General features: G+C 31.8%; 21 protein-coding genes, 1 tRNA gene, 1 other RNA gene and 2 riboswitches. Of the genes, 7 read left to right on the plus strand and 16 right to left on the minus strand.

Annotation, left to right across the window (positions count from 1 at the left end):
* Positions 1-4 precede the first annotated feature (4 nt).
* A complete protein-coding gene (recG, locus tag XO08_RS01305; RefSeq protein ID WP_143609906.1) occupies positions 5-2,326 on the minus strand; it encodes an ATP-dependent DNA helicase RecG in 2,322 nt (773 codons plus the stop codon).
* A gap of 2 nt (positions 2,327-2,328) precedes the next feature.
* Complete coding sequence (locus XO08_RS01310; RefSeq protein ID WP_075665277.1) at positions 2,329-3,006, minus strand: ABC transporter ATP-binding protein; 678 nt, start codon at positions 3,004-3,006, stop codon at positions 2,329-2,331.
* A gap of 56 nt (positions 3,007-3,062) precedes the next feature.
* On the opposite strand from XO08_RS01310, the gene XO08_RS01315 reads away from it, so the two are divergent.
* The 6 genes from XO08_RS01315 to XO08_RS01340 all read left to right on the plus strand — a co-directional run bounded on the left by XO08_RS01315 (position 3,063) and on the right by XO08_RS01340 (position 8,261).
* Complete coding sequence (locus XO08_RS01315; RefSeq protein ID WP_075665278.1) at positions 3,063-3,674, plus strand: thiamine diphosphokinase; 612 nt, start codon at positions 3,063-3,065, stop codon at positions 3,672-3,674.
* A complete protein-coding gene (locus XO08_RS01320) occupies positions 3,653-4,705 on the plus strand; it encodes a 1-deoxy-D-xylulose-5-phosphate reductoisomerase (protein ID WP_075665279.1) in 1,053 nt (350 codons plus the stop codon). Before XO08_RS01315 ends, XO08_RS01320 begins: the two co-directional genes overlap by 22 nt.
* Positions 4,696-4,889, plus strand: a riboswitch (cobalamin riboswitch). It overlaps the preceding gene by 10 nt.
* Before the next feature lie 57 nt (positions 4,890-4,946).
* On the plus strand, positions 4,947-5,828 hold the full coding sequence (locus XO08_RS01325; RefSeq protein ID WP_075665280.1) for an ABC transporter substrate-binding protein: 882 nt from the start codon (positions 4,947-4,949) through the stop codon (positions 5,826-5,828).
* Entirely contained in the window at positions 5,825-6,802 is a 978-nt protein-coding gene (locus XO08_RS01330) for an iron ABC transporter permease (RefSeq protein WP_075665281.1), read from the plus strand. The genes XO08_RS01325 and XO08_RS01330 overlap by 4 nt, the downstream gene beginning before the upstream one ends.
* Positions 6,803-6,827: 25 nt before the next feature.
* Positions 6,828-7,634 (plus strand): HAD-IIA family hydrolase, encoded by an 807-nt coding sequence (locus XO08_RS01335; protein ID WP_075665282.1) that lies wholly within the window; start codon positions 6,828-6,830, stop codon positions 7,632-7,634.
* A gap of 6 nt (positions 7,635-7,640) precedes the next feature.
* On the plus strand, positions 7,641-8,261 hold the full coding sequence (locus XO08_RS01340) for a sigma-70 family RNA polymerase sigma factor (RefSeq protein WP_075665283.1): 621 nt from the start codon (positions 7,641-7,643) through the stop codon (positions 8,259-8,261).
* A gap of 90 nt (positions 8,262-8,351) precedes the next feature.
* Here XO08_RS01340 and ssrA read toward each other — a convergent pair.
* The 13 genes from ssrA to sufC form a co-directional block, all read right to left on the minus strand.
* Positions 8,352-8,710, minus strand: a transfer-messenger RNA (tmRNA) gene (ssrA, locus tag XO08_RS01345).
* Between the two features lie 58 nt (positions 8,711-8,768).
* Positions 8,769-8,856 (minus strand) — tRNA-Leu (locus XO08_RS01350).
* A gap of 617 nt (positions 8,857-9,473) precedes the next feature.
* Positions 9,474-10,532: an SLC13 family permease gene (locus tag XO08_RS01355; RefSeq protein WP_075665284.1), complete on the minus strand. Its 1,059-nt coding sequence runs from the start codon at positions 10,530-10,532 to the stop codon at positions 9,474-9,476.
* A gap of 597 nt (positions 10,533-11,129) precedes the next feature.
* On the minus strand, positions 11,130-11,579 hold the full coding sequence (ribH, locus tag XO08_RS01360) for a 6,7-dimethyl-8-ribityllumazine synthase (RefSeq protein ID WP_075665285.1): 450 nt from the start codon (positions 11,577-11,579) through the stop codon (positions 11,130-11,132).
* Entirely contained in the window at positions 11,576-12,697 is a 1,122-nt protein-coding gene (locus tag XO08_RS01365) for a bifunctional 3,4-dihydroxy-2-butanone-4-phosphate synthase/GTP cyclohydrolase II (RefSeq protein ID WP_077287121.1), read from the minus strand. The genes ribH and XO08_RS01365 overlap by 4 nt, the downstream gene beginning before the upstream one ends.
* The gene (locus XO08_RS01370; protein ID WP_075665287.1) at positions 12,694-13,242 is read right to left on the minus strand and encodes a riboflavin synthase; all 549 of its coding nucleotides are present in this window, start codon (positions 13,240-13,242) and stop codon (positions 12,694-12,696) included. The genes XO08_RS01365 and XO08_RS01370 overlap by 4 nt, the downstream gene beginning before the upstream one ends.
* Positions 13,235-14,248: a bifunctional diaminohydroxyphosphoribosylaminopyrimidine deaminase/5-amino-6-(5-phosphoribosylamino)uracil reductase RibD gene (gene ribD, locus XO08_RS01375; protein WP_077287133.1), complete on the minus strand. Its 1,014-nt coding sequence runs from the start codon at positions 14,246-14,248 to the stop codon at positions 13,235-13,237. The genes XO08_RS01370 and ribD overlap by 8 nt, the downstream gene beginning before the upstream one ends.
* A 47-nt stretch (positions 14,249-14,295) precedes the next feature.
* A riboswitch (FMN riboswitch) is annotated at positions 14,296-14,414 on the minus strand.
* Positions 14,415-14,436: 22 nt separating this feature from the next.
* Positions 14,437-16,116, minus strand: coding sequence for a methyl-accepting chemotaxis protein (locus XO08_RS01380; protein ID WP_077287124.1), 1,680 nt, complete (start codon positions 16,114-16,116; stop codon positions 14,437-14,439).
* Positions 16,117-16,223: 107 nt separating this feature from the next.
* A complete protein-coding gene (sufU, locus tag XO08_RS01385) occupies positions 16,224-16,631 on the minus strand; it encodes a Fe-S cluster assembly sulfur transfer protein SufU (RefSeq protein ID WP_075665289.1) in 408 nt (135 codons plus the stop codon).
* Complete coding sequence (locus XO08_RS01390) at positions 16,621-17,862, minus strand: SufS family cysteine desulfurase (protein ID WP_075665290.1); 1,242 nt, start codon at positions 17,860-17,862, stop codon at positions 16,621-16,623. The genes sufU and XO08_RS01390 overlap by 11 nt, the downstream gene beginning before the upstream one ends.
* On the minus strand, positions 17,837-18,955 hold the full coding sequence (locus tag XO08_RS01395; RefSeq protein ID WP_075665291.1) for a SufD family Fe-S cluster assembly protein: 1,119 nt from the start codon (positions 18,953-18,955) through the stop codon (positions 17,837-17,839). The genes XO08_RS01390 and XO08_RS01395 overlap by 26 nt, the downstream gene beginning before the upstream one ends.
* A 10-nt stretch (positions 18,956-18,965) precedes the next feature.
* Positions 18,966-20,348, minus strand: coding sequence for a Fe-S cluster assembly protein SufB (gene sufB, locus XO08_RS01400; RefSeq protein ID WP_369799921.1), 1,383 nt, complete (start codon positions 20,346-20,348; stop codon positions 18,966-18,968).
* A gap of 13 nt (positions 20,349-20,361) precedes the next feature.
* Positions 20,362-21,105 (minus strand): Fe-S cluster assembly ATPase SufC, encoded by a 744-nt coding sequence (gene sufC, locus XO08_RS01405; RefSeq protein WP_088368834.1) that lies wholly within the window; start codon positions 21,103-21,105, stop codon positions 20,362-20,364.
* Positions 21,106-21,256: 151 nt separating this feature from the next.
* On the opposite strand from sufC, the gene XO08_RS01410 reads away from it, so the two are divergent.
* Complete coding sequence (locus XO08_RS01410) at positions 21,257-21,505, plus strand: hypothetical protein (protein WP_075665293.1); 249 nt, start codon at positions 21,257-21,259, stop codon at positions 21,503-21,505.
* 211 nt (positions 21,506-21,716) lie between these two features.
* Here the strand turns inward: XO08_RS01410 and groL are convergent, their stop codons facing one another.
* On the minus strand, positions 21,717-23,336 hold the full coding sequence (gene groL, locus XO08_RS01415; RefSeq protein WP_075665294.1) for a chaperonin GroEL: 1,620 nt from the start codon (positions 23,334-23,336) through the stop codon (positions 21,717-21,719).
* Positions 23,337-23,350 lie beyond the last annotated feature (14 nt).

Genomic DNA, 23,350 nt, shown 5'->3' on the forward strand with positions numbered 1-23,350 from the left:
CACCTCAACTAACATCTAAAAATTTTATTCTTTCCTTATACAATGTCTTTACATGCTCTATCAATTTTCTGTATGCATCCATATTTTCCACTATATACTTTGCATCTTCCCTTGCCTTTACAATAATATCTATATCATTTACTATATCTGCTACTTTAAATTCAGGAAGCCCATGTTGTTTTACTCCTAAAAACTCTCCCGGCCCCCTTAATTTTAAATCATATTCAGAAATTTTAAAACCATTGTTTGTCGATGCGAAAAAGTTCAACCTTTCCAAAGTTTCTCTTGAAACATTTCCCACAGTAAGAAAACAATAAGATTGTTTATCTCCCCTTCCCACTCTTCCTCGAAGTTGGTGAAGTTGCGCAAGTCCAAACCTTTCTGCGTTTTCAATTACAATCACAGTAGCTTGAGGTACATCTATTCCTACTTCAATAACACTTGTCGAAACAAGGATTTTTATCTCACCTTTTGAAAATCTATACATCGTCTCATCTTTTTCAAAATCACTCATTTTACCATGAATCAATGCAATAGGAATATTCTTAAAGATTTCATCCTTTAATTTTTCATACATAGTAACCGCTGCTTTTACGGAAAGCTTTTCCGATTCATCGATTAAAGGATATACTATATACGCCTGTCCACCATTTTCAATTTCTTGCACAACAAATTTATACACATCTTCTATTTTTGTTTGATGAACCACAAATGTCTTTATAGGTTTTCTTCCTTTTGGCATTTCATCAATTATAGATACATCTAAATCTCCATAAACAGAAAGGGAAAGGGTTCTTGGAATAGGCGTTGCAGTCATAACTAACGTATCCACCAATTTTCCTTTGGTAATAAGTTCTTTTCTTTGTCTTACACCAAATCTATGTTGCTCATCAATTACCACTAATCCTAGATTTTTAAAATGTACATCCTCTTGTATAAGTGCATGTGTTCCAACTATTACATCTATATCTTCATCTTTTAACATTTGTTTTATTCTATTTTTTTCAGAACTAGAAGTTGCTCCTAAAAGCAATGCTACTTTTATTTTAAATCTTGATAGATGGTCATATATCTTTTTGTAATTTTGTATAGCTAAAATCGATGTTGGCACCATTACCGCAGATTGAAACCCTGCTTCATGGTTATCCAAAATTGCAAGCTCTGAAACTATAGTTTTTCCAGAACCTACATCTCCCTGCAACAATCTATTCATAGGTTTATTAGATTTCAAATCCTCTTGTATCTCTTTATACGCTTTTAATTGCGCACTTGTTAATTTAAACGGGAGCTTTTTTAATAATTTTGAAGAATAAATTCCGTCAAAATTCTTTGAAATTCCTCCAACAAATTCACTTTCCTTTTTTGTTAATAAAAAAGCAATCTGTAAATACAACAACTCTTCGTATGCCAGTCTAAATCGTGCCATTTTTTGATGGTATACACTCCTTGGAATGTGCATACCTGTATATGCTTGATGTATATCCAATAACTCCCTTTTTTCCCTTATATCTTCAGGTATAACTTCTTTATAATTATAAATGTTATAAAGGTTTTCTTTAACAACCTTTCGAATGACATGTTGCTTTATCCCTTCGGTAAGCGAATAAATAGGAATAATTTCCCTTTTTGAACTTTTTACCATCTCAATTTCTGGATTGTGTATTTCAAGAGCACCGTAAAAGCCCTTTTTTACAGTTCCAAAGACAAACACTTTTTTGCGCAAAAAAGTCTTTAAGATATTTTCCATAAAATCTTGATTAAACCATTTTAAAAGAATTTGATACATTCCATCTGCCAAAACAGCACTAACTATTGAAACACCACTTTTTTTTATTTTTTCAACTGAAGTTAAAACCCCGGTAGTAACTACTTTTTCATCTTCTTTAATTATGGAAAGTGGAATTATTTTTCTTCTATCTTCATAATCACGTGGAAAGTAATTTAGCAAATCTTCTACCGTATTTATTCCCAATTTTTTTAATTTTTCAGCCCTCTTTGGACCTACACCTTTTAAATATTTCACAGACATTTTAAGTGATTTTAAATTTTCAAACTTTTCCACCTTATATACCAAATACATTTTCCTAAATCTTTTTACCATACCCGGAATATAACTCATGCGTTTTTCTATTCGCTCTTTTGGCAATTTTTTCATAGCAATTATATAATCATAAAAATCCTGAAGTTTATTTGAAACTTCAGGAATACTCACAAGAGGATCATCTATTTTTTTCATGTTTTCTTCAAAAAACTCAATTAATTCTTCAAAATCTTTTATATTTTCCACATAATCCAAAAATTCTTCGATTAAAAATGGAATATACAATTTTACCCTCCTGTTGATACTATCTTTCCACTATCCATCCTAATTATCCTATGAGCTTTTTTGGCAACGTTTGGATCGTGAGTTACTATAACAAAAGTTGTACCTAACTGTCTATTCATATCCAATATGATTTCCATAATTTCTTCACTGTTCTTTGTATCTAACGCCCCTGTAGGCTCATCTGCCCACACTATTTTGGGATTATTTATCAGTGCACGTGCAATTGCAATCCTCTGTTGCTCGCCACCAGACATCTCATTAGGATATGCATATGCCCTGTGGCTAATATGCAATCTTTCAAGCCACTCAAGCGCTTTTTTTCTTATCTCCCGTATACCAAATTTTTTTGAGATCAAAAGTGGAAGCTCAACGTTTTCAACCGCATTTAATACTGGAATTAAATTAAAAAATTGGAATATAAATCCCATATATTTGGAACGAAAAATAGTTTTCTCATCTTCTTTCATTTTCACAAGATCTTTTCCAAGAACTTTTATACTTCCTGAGGTAGGTTCATCAAGCCCTGAAAGACAATTTAAAAGTGTAGTTTTTCCACATCCAGAAGGCCCTAAAACCGCAACTATTTCTCCTTCTTCTATCTCCAAATCTACACCCTTTAAGGCTTCTATTTTTTCATTTTTTCCATATAATTTTGTTAATTTTTTTGCTTTAACAATCATTTTCTTCACTCCATGTTATAATTTCTCATGTAATATTATAACATGGGAGGGATAACGTGAAAGCAACAATAATATTAAATGGAAACGCAAAAGAAACATTGTACATTAACTCGGACATAATAATTGCAGCAGATGGAGGAGCAAAAGTTTTAAAGGAAAGGGGTATTCTTCCAAATGTCATTATAGGAGACTTAGATTCTTTGGATAATGATACTTTGGAATATTTCAAAAAAAATAACGTTGAAATCATTGAATACCCGAAAGAAAAAGATGAAACGGACTGTGAAATAGCAATTAAATACGCATTTGAAAATGGATACGACGAAATCGAAATATTAAATTTTTTTGGAGAAAGACTTGATATGATACTTGCTTTATTTGGATTGATGAAAAAATTTGACACAAAAATTTTGTTAAGATCTGAAAAATTAGAATGTTCCATTATCAAAAATACATTTGAAAAAAATGTGAAAATAGGAGAAATCTGGTCTTTTATTCCAATTTGTAATGCAAAATTCAAACTAGATGGTTTCAAATACACATTTAACGGGGAAATGAACATAAAAAATCCCATTGGAATTAGTAATGAAACTAATTCTAAAAATATAAAAGTACAAGTTTTTGAAGGAGAGGTGATTTATTTTAGATGGTTGAAAAAACCGTTGTGATTTTAGGTGCTACAGGTTCAATTGGCACTCAAACATTAGACGTAATAAAAAAACTAAAAGGATATAAGGTAACTGGAGTTGTATTTGGGCAAAATAAAAAACTTGGGGAAAAAATTGTAAAAGAATACAATGTAAATTTTTATTACTCACAAGTATTATCAAATGTCTCTTCCATAGAGGAACTTTTGGAAAAAACAACCCCAGATATAGTTGTTGCGGCAATTCCTGGGTTTAATGGTGTTATATCCACATTCCAAGCAATTAAATTCACAAAAAGACTTGCCCTTGCCACAAAAGAGGCCTTAGTTTGTGCAGGACCATTGTTAAAAAAAGCTTGTAAAGATGTAGAATTAATACCAGTTGATAGCGAGCATTCTGCCATCTTTCAGATTTTTGATGAAAACGTAGAAAAAATATTAATAACCGCATCAGGTGGCGCAATAAGAGAATATGATAACATAGAAAACCTCACTCCAAAAGAAATATTAAAACACCCTGTATGGAATATGGGACAAAAAATAACAGTCGACTCATCAACTATGATAAATAAAGCCTTTGAAGTAATTGAAGCATATGAATTATTTGAATTAGACACAATAGATGTATTAATACACCCCACGGGCACAGTTCATGGTGCAGTTTTCTTGAAAGACGGTACAGTAAAAATACACTTTGGATTCCCTGATATGAAAATACCAATTTCATATGCACTGACTTATCCAAAGAGAATGTATATAAACCTAAATTGGCCAGAGTTTAAAGAGGAAAATTTTATTTTTACAGAGGTAAGTGAAGAAAAATACCCCGCTTTTTTTTATGGTAAAAAAATTATTAAAGATCTTGCAAAAAGAGTAGCTTTTAACGCAGCAGATGAAGTTGCAGTAAATATGTTTTTGGAAAGTAAAATAAAGTTTCACAATATCTCAAAGATAGTTATAGACACATGTGAAAAAATAAATGGCAAAATAAGGGATTTAGAAGATGTTTTTGAAGTAGATAAACTTGCAAGGCAAATTGCAAATAATTTTTGATGTGTTATAATTTACGTGAGATACATTTCTTCTAAAAAAAGGGAAGCCGGTGAAAATCCGGCACGGGGACGCCACCGTAACCGGGGACGAAATCAGTACAAATGCCACTGGGGAAAACCTGGGAAGGCGCTGAAAGTAGGATGAACCGGGAGTCGGGATACCTTTTTTTAGAAGGAAAAAGCCACCTTTACGGTCCCTAAAGGTGGTCGATTTCTTTTAAATATAACCAGGAGGTGAAGATATGAAAAAACTAGGGGTTTTGTTTTTAGTTGTTCTTAGCTTTATTGCATTTTCAATTTCTATTGTAGATGATGCAGGAAGACTGGTTGTCTTTGAAAAAACGCCTGAAAAAGTCGTTTCTGCAGCACCAAGTTCAACTAAATTTTTATTAAAACTTGGATTAGACAAAAAAATAGTCGGAGTTACAGATTGGGATAGCTTTAACGCAGAAAAGATTGGAAATATGGTACCTTTAAACATTGAAAAAATTTTGTCTTTAAACCCAGATGTTGTGATTATCTTTGGCGGGTTTCAACTTCCAGAAGTTGAAAAATTAGAAAAATTTGGAATAAAAACATTGGTACTTAATCCCGTTTCCTTAAATGATGTAGCAAGAGACGTAATGTTACTTGGAAGTGTGTTTGGCAAGGAAAAAGAAGCAAAAATGATAAAAGATGAAATTTTATCAAAATTGAAAGATTATGGTACAAAAACTGCAAAAATTCCACTTAATGAAAGACCAAAGGTATTCTTTACAATTACAGTACCCAACGATGAAACAAAAGATTTATGGACTGCAGGAACGGGCTCCTACATAAACGAACTCATTACTATTGCTGGTGGAGTAAATATCTGTGCACCATACACAGGAAATAACGGTTGGTTCTCTGTAAATTGGGAATTCTTAACTATAAACAACCCAGATGTAATAATAATAGCAGGATATGGTGATCCAAATCAAATAAAAGAAAAGATAAAGGGAAATAAACTCTTTTCATCTTTAAAAGCCGTTAAAAATGACAAAGTATTAATTATTGATGGAAATGATATTAGCTCAATCTCACCCAATATAGTAAAATACCTTGATATATTCTATAATTTCTTTTACGGAGGAAATAAATGAAAAAATTTCTTAATCCTAAAACTGGGAGGATTATCCTTCCAGTTTTCTTTCTTTTAATTTTATTCTTAAATCTTTCAATAGGTAGTGTCAAATTACCAGTTTCTTATATATTCAATGCTCCAAATGAAAGAATTAAATTCTTAATATGGAATGTAAGATTCCCCAGAATTTTAATGGGAATAATTTCTGGTTCAATATTAGCTTTAGTAGGAAATATTTTTCAAACAATAATGAAAAATCCATTAGTTGATCCATACCTTATTGGTACATCTTCTGGCGCAGGATTTGGCGCAGTACTTGCAATATACGCTGCAGTTTCACTCAACAAAATATTCAGTGTAAACTTTTTCTCTTTTTTATTTTCCATAATAGCCTCACTTCTTGCCATCCTCCTTGCAAAAAGAAAAAATATAATCCCTATAACGCATCTTATTTTATCCGGTGTTTTAATAAGTACAATATTTTCTTCCGCTACTATATTGTTAATTAGTCTATCGAGAAAAACTCTTACAAGTGCCCATATTTGGTTGTTTGGAAGTCTTTCAGGGATAACATTGGATGATCTTATCCTTCCATTTTCTGCACTAATTATTCTTTTTTTATCTGGATATATAAAAAATAAAGAATTAGATGCTATAGCATTAGGTGAGGAAGAAGCAAAACTTCTTGGTGTTGAAACTGAAAAAATCAAGTGGTTTTTTTATCTACTAGGTTCTTTTTCAATTTCTGTCATAGTATCAAAAACTGGAATTATAGGTTTTGTAGGATTGATAATCCCTCATGCTGCAAGGATTTTAACAGGTCCCAAACATAAATACAGCTTAATGGGTAGTGCATTACTTGGTGGAATATTCCTCTCTATTTCAGATACAATCGCTAGAACAATTGCCTCACCTATTGAGATTCCAATAGGTGTTATCACTTCTTTTATTGGTGCACCACTTATGTTTATCCTTTTAAAAACTAAAAAATAATGTATAATTCTATTGAGGTGATTACATGAAATTAATGTCAAAAAATGCCTTAGAAAAACTAAAAAAGGTAAAGTTATTTGTTTTAGATATCGACGGTACATTTTCACTTAGTGGAAATTTATTACCAGGCTCAATATCTTTTGCAGAAAAAACAAAAAAACTAAATAAAAATTTTGTCTTTTTAACAAATAACTCAAACAAATCTACAGAGTCTTATCTAAAAGAATTTTCAAAAAATGGACTATCTATAACAGAAAATCAAATTTTCACAGCAGGTATTGAAACGGCAGAATATCTTTTTGATAAATTTGGTCCTAAAAAGGTTTTCATTGTCGGAAATAATGAAATAAAAAATATTTTTAAAAAAGTAGGACATACAATCGTGGAAACTTCAGAACCTGAAGTCGTAATTGTAACTTTTGATAACACACTTAATTATGAAAAACTTGCTAAAGCTTCTTCCTACGTCTCTAAAGGTAAACTCTTTGTATTAACAAACCCAGACTTAAACTGTCCATCAAGCATTGGCCCAATACCAGATACAGGGGCAATAGCAAGTGTAATAACCAAAGCAACAGGAAAAAAACCGGATATTGTTTTTGGAAAACCAGATCCTTTAATTTTAGAAATGATAATGAAAAAAAATAACGTAGTAAAGGAAGAAACTTGTGTTATCGGTGATAGATTATACACCGATATATTATTGGGAAAAAGAGCAGGTGTTCTAACTATTTTGGTTCTAACTGGAGAGGCTAAAGAAAGTGATATTACAAATATAAAACCTGATATAATTGCAAAGGATATCGGTGAAATTTCACAAAACATCAGGTGATAAAAAGTGATAAAATACAATCTTAGGATGAAAAGAGTTGAAAAATTAGTTGAACTTGCACAAAGCGGATTAATTGAAGCATTAGAATTGATAATTGAAAAGTATTATCCAATGGTCGTAAAAATATCATCAAAATATTATGCTCCATGGGCAGAATTTGAAGACATAATCCAAAATGGTCTTATCGGACTTATCAAAGCCGTTTTTTACTTTGACTTTGAAAAAAGTTCTTTTAATTCCTTTGCATGGAGAAGCATAGAAAGCGAAATTAAAACTTTTATAACATATCTAAATAGAAGAAAAAATAAAATCCTTTCAGAATCATCGAGCATAGATAGTCTAAATGAAGCAGAGGGATCAGAACAAGCAGATTATTCACTAGAAGATAAGAACTCAAGTGTTATAAAAAACGCATTCATTCAAATAATAAAAGAAAAAATCATGAACTATCTCAAAGATATAGAAATAGATATTTTTGAAATGTGGTTGGAAGGCTACACATACAAAGAAATCGAAAAAAAGCTAAACATAAATTTAAAAAAAATAGATAACACTGTACAAAAAATTAAAAGGATCGGAAAAACAAAAATTGACAAATTCATACTGGATCAAATTTTCTCTAATTAACCCTCATTCCCCCCTAAATATAGACATTTCATAAAATTATTTTCACAACTAATAAAAAAATAAAGAGACCGGAAAATAACCGGTCTTATCTGGTGGAGGCGGCGGGAATCGAACCCGCGTCCGAAAGCAGAACCCTCCGAGCTTCTCCGAGCGCAGTCCGTGTTTTTTATTCGGAGCCAAGATGCCCACGGACAGGCTTCTTGACTCCTATCCTCCCTCTAATTTCGCGGCTTTGAGTGGAAGGAAGACTCAAAGCCACTAGACCGGTTATGTCACGCCCTATCCAGAACCCCGGTCAAATCCTGGTAGGACGGCAGCTTTTTAAATTAAGCTGCTAATGCTAATTCTTCATTGGCATTTATCTTTTCCCCGTGCTTTTTTACGAGAAGCACGGAAAACTCGGCTCGCTTCTCGGAGGATTCCACCCCCGTCGAAACCAGTTCGCCCCCTCAATATGGGACCTTAAACGTAATTTTTTGTTCAAAAAAAGGTCCCATTCTGGGGACCTGGTGCCGAGGGCGGGACTTGAACCCGCACGGGCTATACGCCCACATGGCCCTCAACCATGCGTGTCTGCCTATTCCACCACCTCGGCTCACAATTCCTATTATATCATTAAACATTAATTCCGTCAACATTATTTTATGATTTTTTCGCGTGTGTTCTTCACACAATTCATAAAATTTTACCAATCACTTTAAAAAAAATAAATATATCTCAAATACTTTCAAAAAATATATTAAAACAAAAAATCAAAAATTTTTTCTAAAATATTCTAACTAAAATAATAAAAAACAAAAATGGGGTATAAAAAATCCATTTCCATCCTTTTCAGAAAAAATATCTTTCCAACTACATGGGGAAAGAAGGTGCCAATTTACATAAAATGGAAAAATCCAAATAGTTTTTTGACTTCCATACAAGCAAAAAAAACACAGAAAAAGACACAAAAGATAAAAAAAGGCAATTGAAAATTGAATTTACTAGCCAATATGAAACTAATCAGCTACCCAAATGTTAAAAAATGTTCTATAAATCACAACTATCATTTTACAACCCTTGGTCAAAATTTAGGAGTTGTTGGAGTAAATAGTGAATATACCTAAGCTCATAAAAAGTAAAAGAAAAAGCATAAATTGAAAAACTTTTTTCTGAAATATTGTTTATTAATAACGCATGTCTTGGTTAATATTAGCAATATAAACAATACCATTAAATATGAATTATATAAACCAGCACTCCTATTCCAAAAAACACAAAACCGTAAAAGTGGAATTTTAACAGGAATGATTTTGTTCTTCCATATTTCATTTTGTAAAGCCTGTACGTTATCAGGTTTGCGATAGAACTGATCAAAGTTCCACATCCCCCAACATTTACACCCCATAACAACGCTTTCCAATCTTTGGTAAAATCTGCAAAAAGTAATGCACTAGGAACATTACTCACTACTTGACTTCCCAACGCTGAGAAAAAAAATACTTCAAGTGATCCGTTAAGTTCGAATTTTAAAATATGCATTAGATTGTCCGTAAAACCAAAAAATGCGAAGAACGTAGCTAACAAGAGATAATCAACCATTAAACTTCTTCTATCATACAAAATAGCATAGAGAACAGGCACTCCTCCAACTTCTATAGGCAAAATCTTTAATACAGAAAGGGCAAATAACAGAAAAGAAATCAAATAAACATACGCCTTGGTACTATGTTTTTTTATCTCCAATGCTTTACTTCTCTTTGCTCTACATTTTCCCACAAAGCTGAACAGCAGTATCACAATAAGTGTTATACCGCTGAACGGTGCGATAGTTTTAACAAACTCCAGAGGATGAAGATTGTAATAGTAATAAATGAATATGTTCTGAGGGTTTCCAAAAGGTGTAAGTGAAGATGCGACGTTGGCTGTAATAGTTTCTAAAACTACAATAAGTTCCTTCCTTTCAATTTTCATTGATAAGGTTAGAGGTATCACTACAAAAAGTGCAACATCATTCGTTACAAACATAGAAAGCAGCGCTGCAAAAAATATCAATTTCTGTGGCAAATAACGTTTCTGCGAAAGTTTTAAAGAAACATTGTGAAAAAAACCACTCTTTTCAAGACCTTTGACCATCACGAGAAATACAAAAAGAACGTAAAGGACCTTGAAATCGGCAAGATTGTACATTGGAAAACGCTTCAGCCAGAGACTTGTCACGACCAATCCCGAAAGAGTAAGTATAAAAAACCACTCATCCAACAAGTTTGATACAAATATCTTTATGTTCATACATCGCCTCCATTATCCATCCGTTACCATACACCTCTTCCAGTAAACCACAAAACTACTTTTCTTCATCCCTCTTTCCCATTACAGATTTTGAAAAAGATAGTTAGATCCTCCTATCAAATTGTCGAAATGGCAGAAAAGACCATAATCTCGAATAAATACAAGAAATCCCAAAGAATTTTCATCTCTTTCAGGAAAGAGTATCTTTCCAACTCTTATGTTCTTCAACCCGCATGAATACTTTTATTTCAACTCATTTTTTCCGTACCTATTCCCACCCTATCATTTTTTTGCAAAATGTCCCTCTTTTTTCTTTCACTTTCCATTTATTTATGCGGTTCCCAGACCTTTTTTCGGTTTTCATTTATTCATACGGTTTCACAAAATTCTTAATTCAGACCAAATAAATATGGATTAAATATTATTTGCTATTGTGTTATTGTTTTGTTTTCATCTATGCATCCACATAATTATATAATACTTCTTACTTTTTTCAAGTTTTTTACACTTAATATTCTTGGATTCTATAATTAAAATTCTTTCTTTAATTTTCTTATTAGATATGATAAAACAACCACATCTAAAAGTCATGTTCATTTATAAAACTTTATTTAACTTTGCCATTTCTAATGCTACCATAGCAGCCTCAAATCCTTTATTTCCCAGTTTTGCCCCAGATCTATTTATTGCTTGTTCTAAAGTATCCGCAGTTATTATACCAAATGATATTGGTACTTTTCCTTCCAAGTTTAATTGCATCACTGCCTTTGAAATTTCATTTGCCACAACATCAAAATGATACGTTTCACCCCTTATTATTGCCCCCAAAGCTATTATTGCATCATAATTCTTGTTAATCATTTTTTTTAACACAAATCCTATTTCCATACTACCTGGTACCTTTATGATATCAATATTATTTACTCCATGCCTTTTTAAACAATCTAGTGCACCTTCCAATAACATTTTGGTGATTTGTGAATTAAATCTTGAAACAACTACACCAATTTTTAATCCCTCACATCTTTCAAAATTACCTTCAATCATACTTTCTCTCCTTTCAATTTTATTTTATGACCCATTTTATTAACCTTAGTTTTCAAATATTTTTCATTGTATTTATTTATATTCCCATAAATTGAAACCGTTTCAACTTTAATACCATATTTTTCCAACTCAATCTCTTTTCTTGGGTTATTAGTAAGCAACTTTATCCTCTTTACACCAAGTTTTTCCAAAATTAAATATGCTATGTAATAATCTCTTTCATCTTCTCTAAAACCTAAAATTAAATTGGCATCAACTGTATCAAAACCTCTATCTTGTAATTCATAAGATTTAATTTTATTGTTTAATCCTATACCTCTTCCTTCTTGCCTTAAATAAATTAAAATTCCGCCATTTTTTGAAATTATCTTCAAAGATTTTTCAAGTTGATCACCACAATCACACCTAAGTGAATGAAAAATATCTCCTGTTGCACATTCAGAATGAATCCTAACAAATGGAATATCAAAAAATGGTCTTTTTACAATTGCAACGTGTTCTTTTTTATCATAATTGTTTTTAAAAGTATAAATTTCAAAATTTTCATCAAATTTTGTGGGAAGTTTTACTTTAGTTTCAATTTGGAATACTTCTTTGTTATATTCTTTGTATAAATCTTTAATATCTACAATTTCTAAATTGTACTTCTTTGAAAATGCCATAATATATTTAAAATCGTGTGAATTTCCATCATTATTAAGCATTTCTATTATTACCCCATATGGTGAAAAACCCAATTTCTTTGATAAAAATGTAGCAGCTTCAGTGTGTCCCCATCTTTCTTCCTTTGCACCAAGTAAAAACACATGCCCGGGATAAAAAAAGTGTGAAACATCAACCCCCTCACTTACTTTTTTTATTGTCCTACACCTCTCAACAGCAGAAATACCCGTTCCTTTTCCATAATCAACTGGTATAAAAAAATTAGTTTTTGCTCCATTATTTGGTAGTCTAAAAAAACCTTTACTTAATAAATTTTCTTCATCTGTGGCAAGGCAAAGTAATCCCCTACCTTCTTTTAAGAAAAAATTTATTACCTTCTCATCACATACTTGCGCTGGAATAAATAAATCCCCCTCTAATTCCCTTTCACTATCAATTAATATGAATGGTTTCAATTCTCTCCCCTCCCATATCTTGCAAAAATATCTATTTCATAGTTTACAAACTCACCAACTCTTAAATATTTTAAATTTGTATTTTCAAAAGTATGGTATATTACTTGTACTTCAAAAACATCTAAACTTACATTTGAAATAGTTAAACTTACACCATTTAAAGCTATTGACCCCTTTCTTACAATTGCATACTTTTCTTTTGGAAGAGAAAAATACATATAAATACTTGAATTTTTCCTAATGCTTTTCACAAATCTTATCATTCCATCAACATGTCCCAACACAAAATGACCATTCACCCTATCACCAATTTTTAATGCGCGCTCAATATTTAAATATCTTGAAAAGGAAATATTTGTAACTTTTTTAGTTTCGTCTCCTATATCAAAATAATATTTATTTCCAACACTTTTTTTGACAGTCAAACAAGCGCCATTAACACTTACACTTTCACCAATCTTACATTCAAATGGTAATTCTATCTCAATAACACTTTCTTTAAATATAAATCTATCAGTACAAAATTCGACAATTCCACTAAACATTTCTTACTACCTCCAAATAAATTTCATTGTTTAATTTTAAAACCTTTCTAATATTAAAAGCACTTTTCTCATCAACAAATTTTTTCACACCTTTAAACGGTGAAAGCCCATTTCCAAAAAATTTTGTGGAATAAAATAGATGCATTTCATCCACATAATCAAAAAATTGAGATAAAACATCTGCTCCACCTTCAATTAAAACTGAATCAATTCCCAAACTGTACAACCTTTTTAAAATACTTTCTGGATCTGTTTCAGGGTAACATTCCATTTTATTTATACAATTTTTCGAAAAAACTATGGTCCTTGCGGTTTCATCATATATATTAAGTTCTTTTCCAAAGGTAATTCCATTTTTATCTAATACAACTCTTACAGGGTTTCTCCCTCCATTTCTACAAGTTAATCTAGGGTTATCCTTTAATACTGTATTAGCCCCAACCATAATACTTGAGAAAAAATTTCTCAAAGAATGCGAAATTTCAAAATTTTCTTTTGTAATCCACTTTGAATTTCCCAAAGAATCTGTTATAAACCCATCTAAAGTCATTGCTACCTTTAAAGCAACATACGGAATTTTTTGAGTAATATACTTTAAAAAAACCCTATTAAGATATCTTGCTTCATCTTTAAGAAGCCCAATATGTACTTCTATACCGTTTTCCCTCAATTTTTTTACACCTTTTCCATTAACTAGTGGATTTGGATCAAGGATGGAAATATAAACCTTTGAAATTCCAGAAGAAATTATTAAATCAGTACATGGAGGTGTTTTTCCATGGTGGGAACAAGGTTCAAGGTTAACGTATAATTCACTATTCCTAAGACCCTCTTTCGCATTTAAAATGGCATTTCTTTCCGCATGAAAACCTCCGTATTTTTCATGATAACCCGTACTTATAACTTTCCCATTTTTTACAATTACCGCACCTACTAGTGGATTTGGTGAAACTCTTCCAATACCTTTCTTTGCAAGCTCAATGGCAAGCTTCATGTATTCTTCCAAGAAAAATCCCTCCTTTACTAGGAGGGAGAGGTAAATGCATACTATTGCATTGTCCTCTCCCATCCGGACTTTAACCGTCGGCTCCGGAATTTCACCGGATCAACCCTTAACGGGCTCGCGGGCTTTCACCGCCGGTCGGGACTCTCACCCTGCCCCGAGGACTCTAAATATATTATACAACAAATTACTTAGAATTCAAATTTATTTACTTGTTCTCTTAAGCTTAATACTTCATTGGACAATACTTTTATACTTTCTAAAAGTTCTTTTGCTATATCCAAACTCTTATTTGCTACATTGTACACATCATCTGATTTTCTTTCCACATCTTGTGTTTGTTTTAAAATTTCAGTTGCAGCACTATTCATTTCTTCAACTGACGCATTTTGTTCCTGTGAATGTGCTGCAAGTACATCTACAACGGAAGATAATTTGTTAAACGACTCAAAAATATCATTAAAGACCTTAGAAAGTTGCTTCATACTCTCTTGAGATACATTAAACTCCTTATTCATTTCTTCTGTCTCTACATTTATTCCATTTGTTTTTTTATCTAAATTTTTAATTGTTTCAGAAATAGTATTTGTTGCTTCTTTAGTTTCTTCGGCTAATTTTCTAATTTCATCTGCAACAACGGCAAATCCCTTCCCTGCTTCCCCGGCACGGGCTGCTTCAATGGCGGCATTTAGCGCAAGTAAATTTGTTTGTTCTGCAATCTCTCTAATTGTTATTACTATCTTTTCTATATCTTTTGTTAAGTTAAGAAAATCTTCTATCTTTGTGTTTAACATTTTATATCTTTTCACAACACTTTTATTGATATTCTTTACTTTATCTAAACTTTCAACACCCATTTTAGAATTTTCCACCAACTTATTGTTAATCTCCAATGTTTCAGAAGCCGTACTATTCAATACAGTCGCTTGATTTGCTAACTCCTCCAAACTTGCGGTAATTTCCTGAACCGCCGCACTTATCTTTTCAACTGAAACCTTTTGTATCCTCGCACTTTTCTCTGTATTTTTAATAAAATCCAACAATTTTTCAAATCCATCACTTGCAGACCCTGAAACTTCACTTGATTTTTCAGAAGCATTGTTAACATCAACCAATATTTCTTTTAATCCTCTAATCATATTAGACAACTGCAATGATATATCTTTAAACTCATCATTCGAATTGATATTAAACCTGTAATTAAGTTTACCTTTCGAATAATATCTCATAGCATCCTTTATAATATCAACAGGCTTTAAAATAATTTTATTTAAAACATACAAAAACACGGCAAGTAATATATTCAAGATAATACTAATAGTTGAAACCCTCCAACTATTTTGGCTTGTGAGAACTCCTTTAAAATACAAATATCTAATCATAATAGGTCCAATCCACAGTGAAACAGAAAGAACTGAAATTAAAACTTTCGTAGAAATACCTATTTTAAATTTATCAAAATTTTCCTTAATTTCTTCAAAATTTAAAACTCTTGAATACAACAACAAAAACAAAGCAACAATATTAACATTAATTGCTATTGCCCCACTTAATCTTAACGCTAAAGCCTCAGAAGGAAGCTCTCTAATCTTCTCTGCAAATAATCCAACAAATGTTGCTGCTAAAAAGTTAACTAAAAACAAAACAATAGATGAAAATACGGGAATATTAAATTTTGCATTTTTAGCATTCCAGTAAACTAAGAATACTGTTGGAAAACCAAAAATTACAAGTGAAATCAAATAACCTGTAAGAAAAATCGATACAGGATAATTTCTAAGCCCAGAAAAAACATAGTAAGAAAACATCAAAAAAGGAAAATCAAGCACCAACAAAATAAAAAGGGTTAAATTTGCAACTTTTCTTTCCATTTTTTCACCCTCTTAGATAGATTTTTTTATTTTATTTTAACAATTTACAAAAATTCTTAAGTTGCTTTTGTATAAAAAAGAAAATCACAGAAATGTAACAATATATTTTACACTTGTTTTTTTAATGCAAGTTCTAATGTCTTCCAAGAAAGCAAAAAGCATTTTATTCTCATAGGATAGTTTCTTATATCTTCAAGTTCTTTTACAATCCCCAATTTTTCTTTTTCAAAATCTTCACCTTTTACCATCGCATAGACATTTTTCAAAATATCTAATGCTTCATCTTTATCTTTTCCAATTACACTTTCAAGCATTATATTTGCCGATGCCTGGCTTATTGCACAACCTATACCTTCAAATTTTCCATCAACAATCTTTCCATTTTCAAACTTTAGATAAAGTGTTATTTCATCACCACAAGATAAATTTTTTCCTTCCTCTACAACATCGGCATCTTTAAGCTTTCCTTTGTATTTTTTTAATTTAGAATAATCCATAATAAGTTCAGAATACATCAAACCACTCCTTTATCTTATTGATTGCCATCGCCAATATATCAATTTCTTCTAGAGTGTTGTATGCATAAAAGCTTGCCCTACAAGTACTATTTGGAAATACATCTAAACAACTTTGAGTCTTTAATATTTTCATAAGTGGTTGTGCACAATGGTGGCCACTTCTAACTGCTATACCAAATTTTTCATCTAACAAATGTGCAACATCATGCGGATGTACACCGTTAATATTAAAGCTTACAATTCCCAACTGATTTTCATTTAATGGTCCGTATAATTCTACATCTTTTATCTTACTTAACTTTTCAATTGCATATTGCGTTAATTTTTTTATGTGCTCTTCTAAATTCTCAAAACCAACACCTTCTAAATACTCCAAAGCAAATAATAATCCAGCAATTCCCCCAATATTTGGAGTTCCCGCTTCAAATTTGTATGGAAGCACATTAAACGTTACATTATCTAATCCCACTTTATCAATCATTTCACCACCGTATAAAAATGGTTCCATCTTTTCTAAAAATCCCTTTTTTCCCCACAAAACCCCAACACCACTTGGTCCCAACATTTTATGGGCTGAAAAGGCCAAAAAATCTATACCTAACTTTTTAACATCTATTTTTTTGTGAGGAATGTACTGAGCACCATCTACCAACAATATTGCATTTGGAAATTTTTCCCTAATTTTTTCTATATCTATAACCTGTCCTGTGACATTTGATTGGAAAGTTACAGCAATTATTTTTGGTTCTTTTTTTACATTAAAATCTTCAATCTTTAACTCGCCAAATCTTCCCGTTGGAGCGACCACATCTACATGAAAGTTGTGTAATTTTGAAAGTCTAATCCAAGGCACAAAATTTGCATGATGTTCGACCAGAGTAACCAACACACTATCACTACTACTTAACATACCTGATCTTACAAAACTTTCTACAACAAGATTTATAGACATTGTAGTTCCAGAAGTAAATATTATTTCCTCTTCTCTTGCGTTAAGAAACTTTGCAAGCTTTTCTCTCGTATACTCTAGCATCTGAGTTGACTCAGATGCTAAAGTATGTACCGCTCTATGAACATTTGCATAATTGTTTAAATAAAAATTTGATAACCTTTCAATAACAAGTTTTGGTTTCAAAGTGCTTGCAGCACTATCAAAGTAAATTAGTTTATTTCCATTTATTTTTCTATCCAAAGCAGGAAAATCATCCCGTATACTCCTCGAGAGCATCTTTTACCAGCCCCTCCACACTGAAATTAGATAACTCATTTATAAGTGTTTCAAAGATACCATTTAAAATATACTTTTTCGCCTCTTTCTCGCTAAATCCCCTACTCATTAAATAAAAAACAGCCATTTCATCTAGCGGCGAAGAACTTGCAGCATGTGAAGCCGTAACTTCATTTTCGTCTACTAACAAGCTTGGAATTGCCTCCATTTTTGAATTCTTTGAAAGAAGGATACACTTTTCAGATTCTTCTGCTTCACTATTTTTGGCACCTTTTTTCAAATCAAGTATACCACGAAAGACAACTTTTGCATTATCCATTAAAGCTCCTTCAGCATTTACAGAACCTTTATTCTCCATACCAACAAATCTTAAAAGATACAACAAATCAAATATTGCATTATTTTTACCCAAAAAGTAAGGTTTTACTTCTACATTTGCCTTTTCACCATTCATCTTTATTCCTAAATATCCAGCAACTTTTCCTGAACCAATATATATGTCCCTAACAACCACACTTGAATTATTTCCCGTCCAAATAAACATGTTATCCACACTAAAAGACAATTTTTGAGTAACATGTATATTGTACAAAGTAAGACTTGCTCCATCATTTACAATAAACCTTGCCGTGTTGTTAGAAAATTTATCCGTATTAATTATTCTAACAAGGCTAAATTTTCCATCTATATTATAAACATCGTTTGTAATTTCATTATTATATTCCTTTTTCAATTCAAGTTTGTCATTTACCGTTAAATAATCTCCTTTTGAAGAAAACACATCTGAAAGAAGCACAAACTTTCTGTGTGTTCCCTCAAAATCACTTACATTTATATCAAAATTCACATCTTTAAAATAATCTACGTACTTATACTCTGGCAAATTTACCCTATTGAGTTTTAACCTTCTCCATTTTGGAAAACCAATTTTCTTATATTCTCTGTATTTATTCTCTATATACCTTCTCAAATATTCATTGTCAATATTTTTCAATACCGCGGATATATCTTTATAATCTTCGTTGAAAAATTCCTCTGGTTTTGATACAACGGTAATTTCATCTTTTAAAATTAATTCTAATGTTTTTTCCATATATAACACCTCACCCTATAGATGATTCTATTTCCATTTCTATTAACCTATTTAACTCGACTGCATACTCAAATGGCAAACTACTTACAATAGGTTCAATAAATCCCTTGACTATCATGCTCTTTGCCTCTGTTTCACTTAATCCCCTAGACATTAGATAAAAAATTTGTTCATCTTTTATTCTACCTATCCTTGCTTCATGCCCTATATCCGCATCATTGTTGTAAACCTCAATAATCGGAACTGTATCACTCTTTGAATTATTATCAAGCATCAGAGCTGTACATTGTACGTGTGACTTACTCTTCCTTGCATCTTTTGCAACCCTTAAAAGACCTCTATAAAACGCCCAGCCACCACCTACGCTAATACTTCTTGCATCAATGGTAGAGCTTGTATACGGTGCAAGGTGAACTACTTTCGAACCAGTATCCATGTGTTGCCCTGGGCCTGCATAGGTAATACCTAAACTTTCTGCTTTTGCACCTTTTCCTTTTAAAATAGTCATAGGATATAGCATTGTCTTCATACTACCTAAAGATCCAGAAACCCAAGACATAACTCCATCTTCTTCTACAATTGAGCGTTTTGTATTTAAGTTATAAGTATTTTTACTCCAATTTTGTATTGTCATATACTTAACCTTTGCATGTTTTTTTACATAAATTTCCACCATACCCGTATGCAAATTAATTACGTTATATCTTGGTGCAGAACAACCTTCTATAAAGGTAACTTCAGAACCTTCATCTGCAACAATTATTGTATGCTCAAGCTGGCTCATCCCTGGATTACTCATGAGAAAATATGCCTGAAGAGGCATAGGTACTTTTACTCCTTTTGGAACATACAAAAATGTTCCACCACTCCAAATAGCACCGTGCAATGCCGCAAATTTATGATCATGTGCTGGGACTAGTTTCATAAAATATTCTTTTACAAGATCAGGATACTTTTTTACAGCACTTTCCATATCGAGAAAAATAATACCCAAACCTTCCAACTCTTTCTTTATATTCTGATACACTATTTCAGAATCAAATTGGGCTCCCACACCAGCAAAATATTTTCTTTCAGCTTCTGGAATACCCAACTTATCAAATGCCTTTTTAATTTCTTCTGGAACTTCATCCCAAGTTGTATTTTTAGAAGCTTTAGGTTTTATATAAGGAATTATCTTATTCAAATCAAGTCTTGAAATATCCACACCAAACCTAGGATTATGCCATTTTTGAAAAATCTCCAACGACCTTAATCTATGTTCTCTCATCCATTTTGGTTCTTCCTTAATATCTGAAATTTCCTCAATTATCTCAGAAGTTAATCCGGGTAAACTTACATATTCTGGTTCAATCTCGGCAATATAGTTAAACTTTTCTTCATTACTCTTCATATCAAACATAATTTCACCCCACTATTGTTGTATAACCTTTTTTCTCAATCTCGTCTGCCAAAGAAAAGTTTCCACTTCTCACTATCTGTCCATTTGTGTATACGTGCACCCTATCTACATCTAAATAATTTAAAATTCTCTTGTAATGTGTAATGATTAATACACTTGTCCCCATTTTTCTAATTTTATTTATTTGAGAAGCAACTATCCTTAATGCATCCACATCAAGTCCAGAATCAATTTCATCTAAGATTAAAAGCCTTGGTTTTAAAAATCTTGCCTGTAAAATCTCTCCCTTTTTCTTTTCACCACCAGAAAATCCCACATTCAAAAACCTATTTAAAAAATTATCAGATACCACAAGCTCGCTTAAAATAGATTGTATTCTTTCATTTAAAACTTTGTATGACTCGCTATCACCGTGAATTTTTCTATAAGCTGTTAAAAGGAAATTGTTAAATTTTACCCCATCAATTTCATATGGGTTTTGAAAAGTCATAAAAATACCCTTTTTAGCACGTTCATCTGTTGTAAGATCTTTAATACTTTCACCATCAAAGAGTATATCTCCTTTATCTACTTTATATTTTGGATTTCCCATAATAACATTTGCAAGTGTAGACTTTCCCGAACCGTTTGGCCCCATTATAGCGTGTAACTCTCCAGTAGAAATCTCAAGATTTACACCATTTAATATCTTTACATCTTCATCTCTAACAGATACGTGTAAATTTTTAACCTCTAATATTTTTTTCATAAGTATATACCTCCTTAATTAGTCTTTCCTAATTAAAGTATAACATATTAATTTTTTTAGGTCAACAAAAAAATAAAGAAACATCAAAAACACCTAAATTATTTAAAAATTTTTTACATTCCATAAAACTTAAAGCAAGGAGGGAATCCGCATGAAACTAACCGGAAAAATTCTTATATTAATAACAACATTAGTTCTAGGAAGTTTTTTAGTATTAACACTTATAACAAATAAAACTGTGAGTAAATCCTTAATTCAAAGTTATGACGAAAAATTAACAGCTGTAGTTAAAAAAACAAATTTTGTCCTTAGTAAATATTTTGAATCAATTCATATAACATCATACAATTTGTCAGTTATGAATTTAGAACCTTTCATACGTATTAAAAAAGTCTATTAATTAAAACAACTTCACATCTAACTTTTTTTATTCCTTTTACAATAACATCTTGAAGTTTAGTACAAATAAAAGTCTCCAAGTAATTGTTGAAAAATTTTTTAAACATCTTTATTCTCACCTTTTATTTGAAGAAATAAAAAAATGGCTTCGGCAAAATACCGAAGCCATTTTATTTGAAAAATCAATAATTTCTTAATTTTCAAAATTCTTATTAATATTCTGGCATTTCTGGTACTGGTGGGTTATTTTTTGGTTCTGGTTTTTCAACTACCAATACTTCTGTTGTCAAGAGCATACCTGCTATAGATGCTGCGTTTTGCAATGCACTTCTTGTAACTTTTGCAGGATCTATAATTCCGCGTTCAAACATATCACAGTATTCGCCATGTAATGCGTCAAATCCATATGCTGGATCATCATTTTCAAGAACTTTGTGAATGATGATTGCACCATCGTAACCTGCATTCTTTGCAATCTGTTTAATAGGAGCAACTAATGCTTCATATACTATTTTTGCACCTATCTTTTCGTCTCCATCAAGTTCATCTACTACTTTTTCAACTGGTTTTCTTGCTCTTAATAAGGTAATTCCTCCACCAGGAACTATACCTTCTTCAACAGCAGCTCTTGTTGCACTTAATGCGTCTTCTATTCTGTGTTTCTTTTCTTTTAATTCTGTTTCTGTTGCAGCTCCTACCTTGATTACTGCTACTCCACCAGCGAGCTTTGCCATTCTTTCTTGTAATGTTTCCTTTTCATATTCTGAAGTTGTTTGTTCAATTTGTGCCTTTATTTGAGCAATTCTTTTCTTAATTTCTTCTTGATCACCATGTCCACCAACTATTATAGTTTCATCTTTCTTAACCCTTACTACGTCTGCTCTACCAAGATCATTTAATGTGAGATCTTCAAGGTTAATTCCAACTTCTTCACTTGCAACAATACCACCGGTAAGAATTGCAATATCTTGAAGCATTGCCTTCCTTCTGTCACCAAATCCAGGTGCTTTTACAGCTACTGTATTCAATGTGCCTTTAAGTTTGTTTAAGACCAATGTTGTTAATGCTTCTCCTTCAACATCTTCAGCAATAATTACTAATGGTTTACCAGTTTGAGCAACCTTTTCAAGGATTGGAATCAATGGCTTAATATTGGAAAGTTTCCTGTCCGTAATGAGAATAAATGGTTCATTGTAAACAACTTCCATCTTCTCAGGGTCTGTAACAAAATATGGAGAGACGTAACCTCTATCAAATTGCATACCTTCTGTAAACTCAACAAATGTTTCAATTGATTTGCTATCTTCAACTGTAATTACTCCATCTTCTCCCACTTTTTCCATTGCCTCTGCAATCAATTTTCCAATTTCTTCACTATTTGCACTAATGGATGCAACATGTGCTATATCATTAGAACTAGACAAGCTCTTTGAAATCTTTTTAATTTCTTCAACTGCTGCTGTAACCGCTTTATCAATACCCCTTTTCACAAGAATTGGATTTGCACCAGCTGTTACATTTTTAATTCCCTCTTTAATCATTGCTTGAGCCAATACAGTAGCTGTTGTTGTACCGTCACCTGCTACATCGTTTGTTTTACTTGCAACCTCTTTAACAAGTTGTGCTCCAAGATTTTCAAATTTATCCTCAAGTTCTATTTCTTTTGCTATTGAAACACCATCATTCGTAATAGTTGGACTTCCCCAAGATTTTTCAATAACTACGTTTCTTCCTTTTGGACCTAATGTAATTTTTACTGCATCTGCAACAGCATCAACACCTCTTTCAAGAGCTCTTCTTGCTTCTTCACTAAATCTTAACATTTTTGCCATTCGTGTCACCTCCT

Source organism: Thermosipho sp. 1074 (genome assembly GCF_001999655.1).
In the GTDB taxonomy this organism is placed as follows: domain Bacteria; phylum Thermotogota; class Thermotogae; order Thermotogales; family Fervidobacteriaceae; genus Thermosipho; species Thermosipho affectus.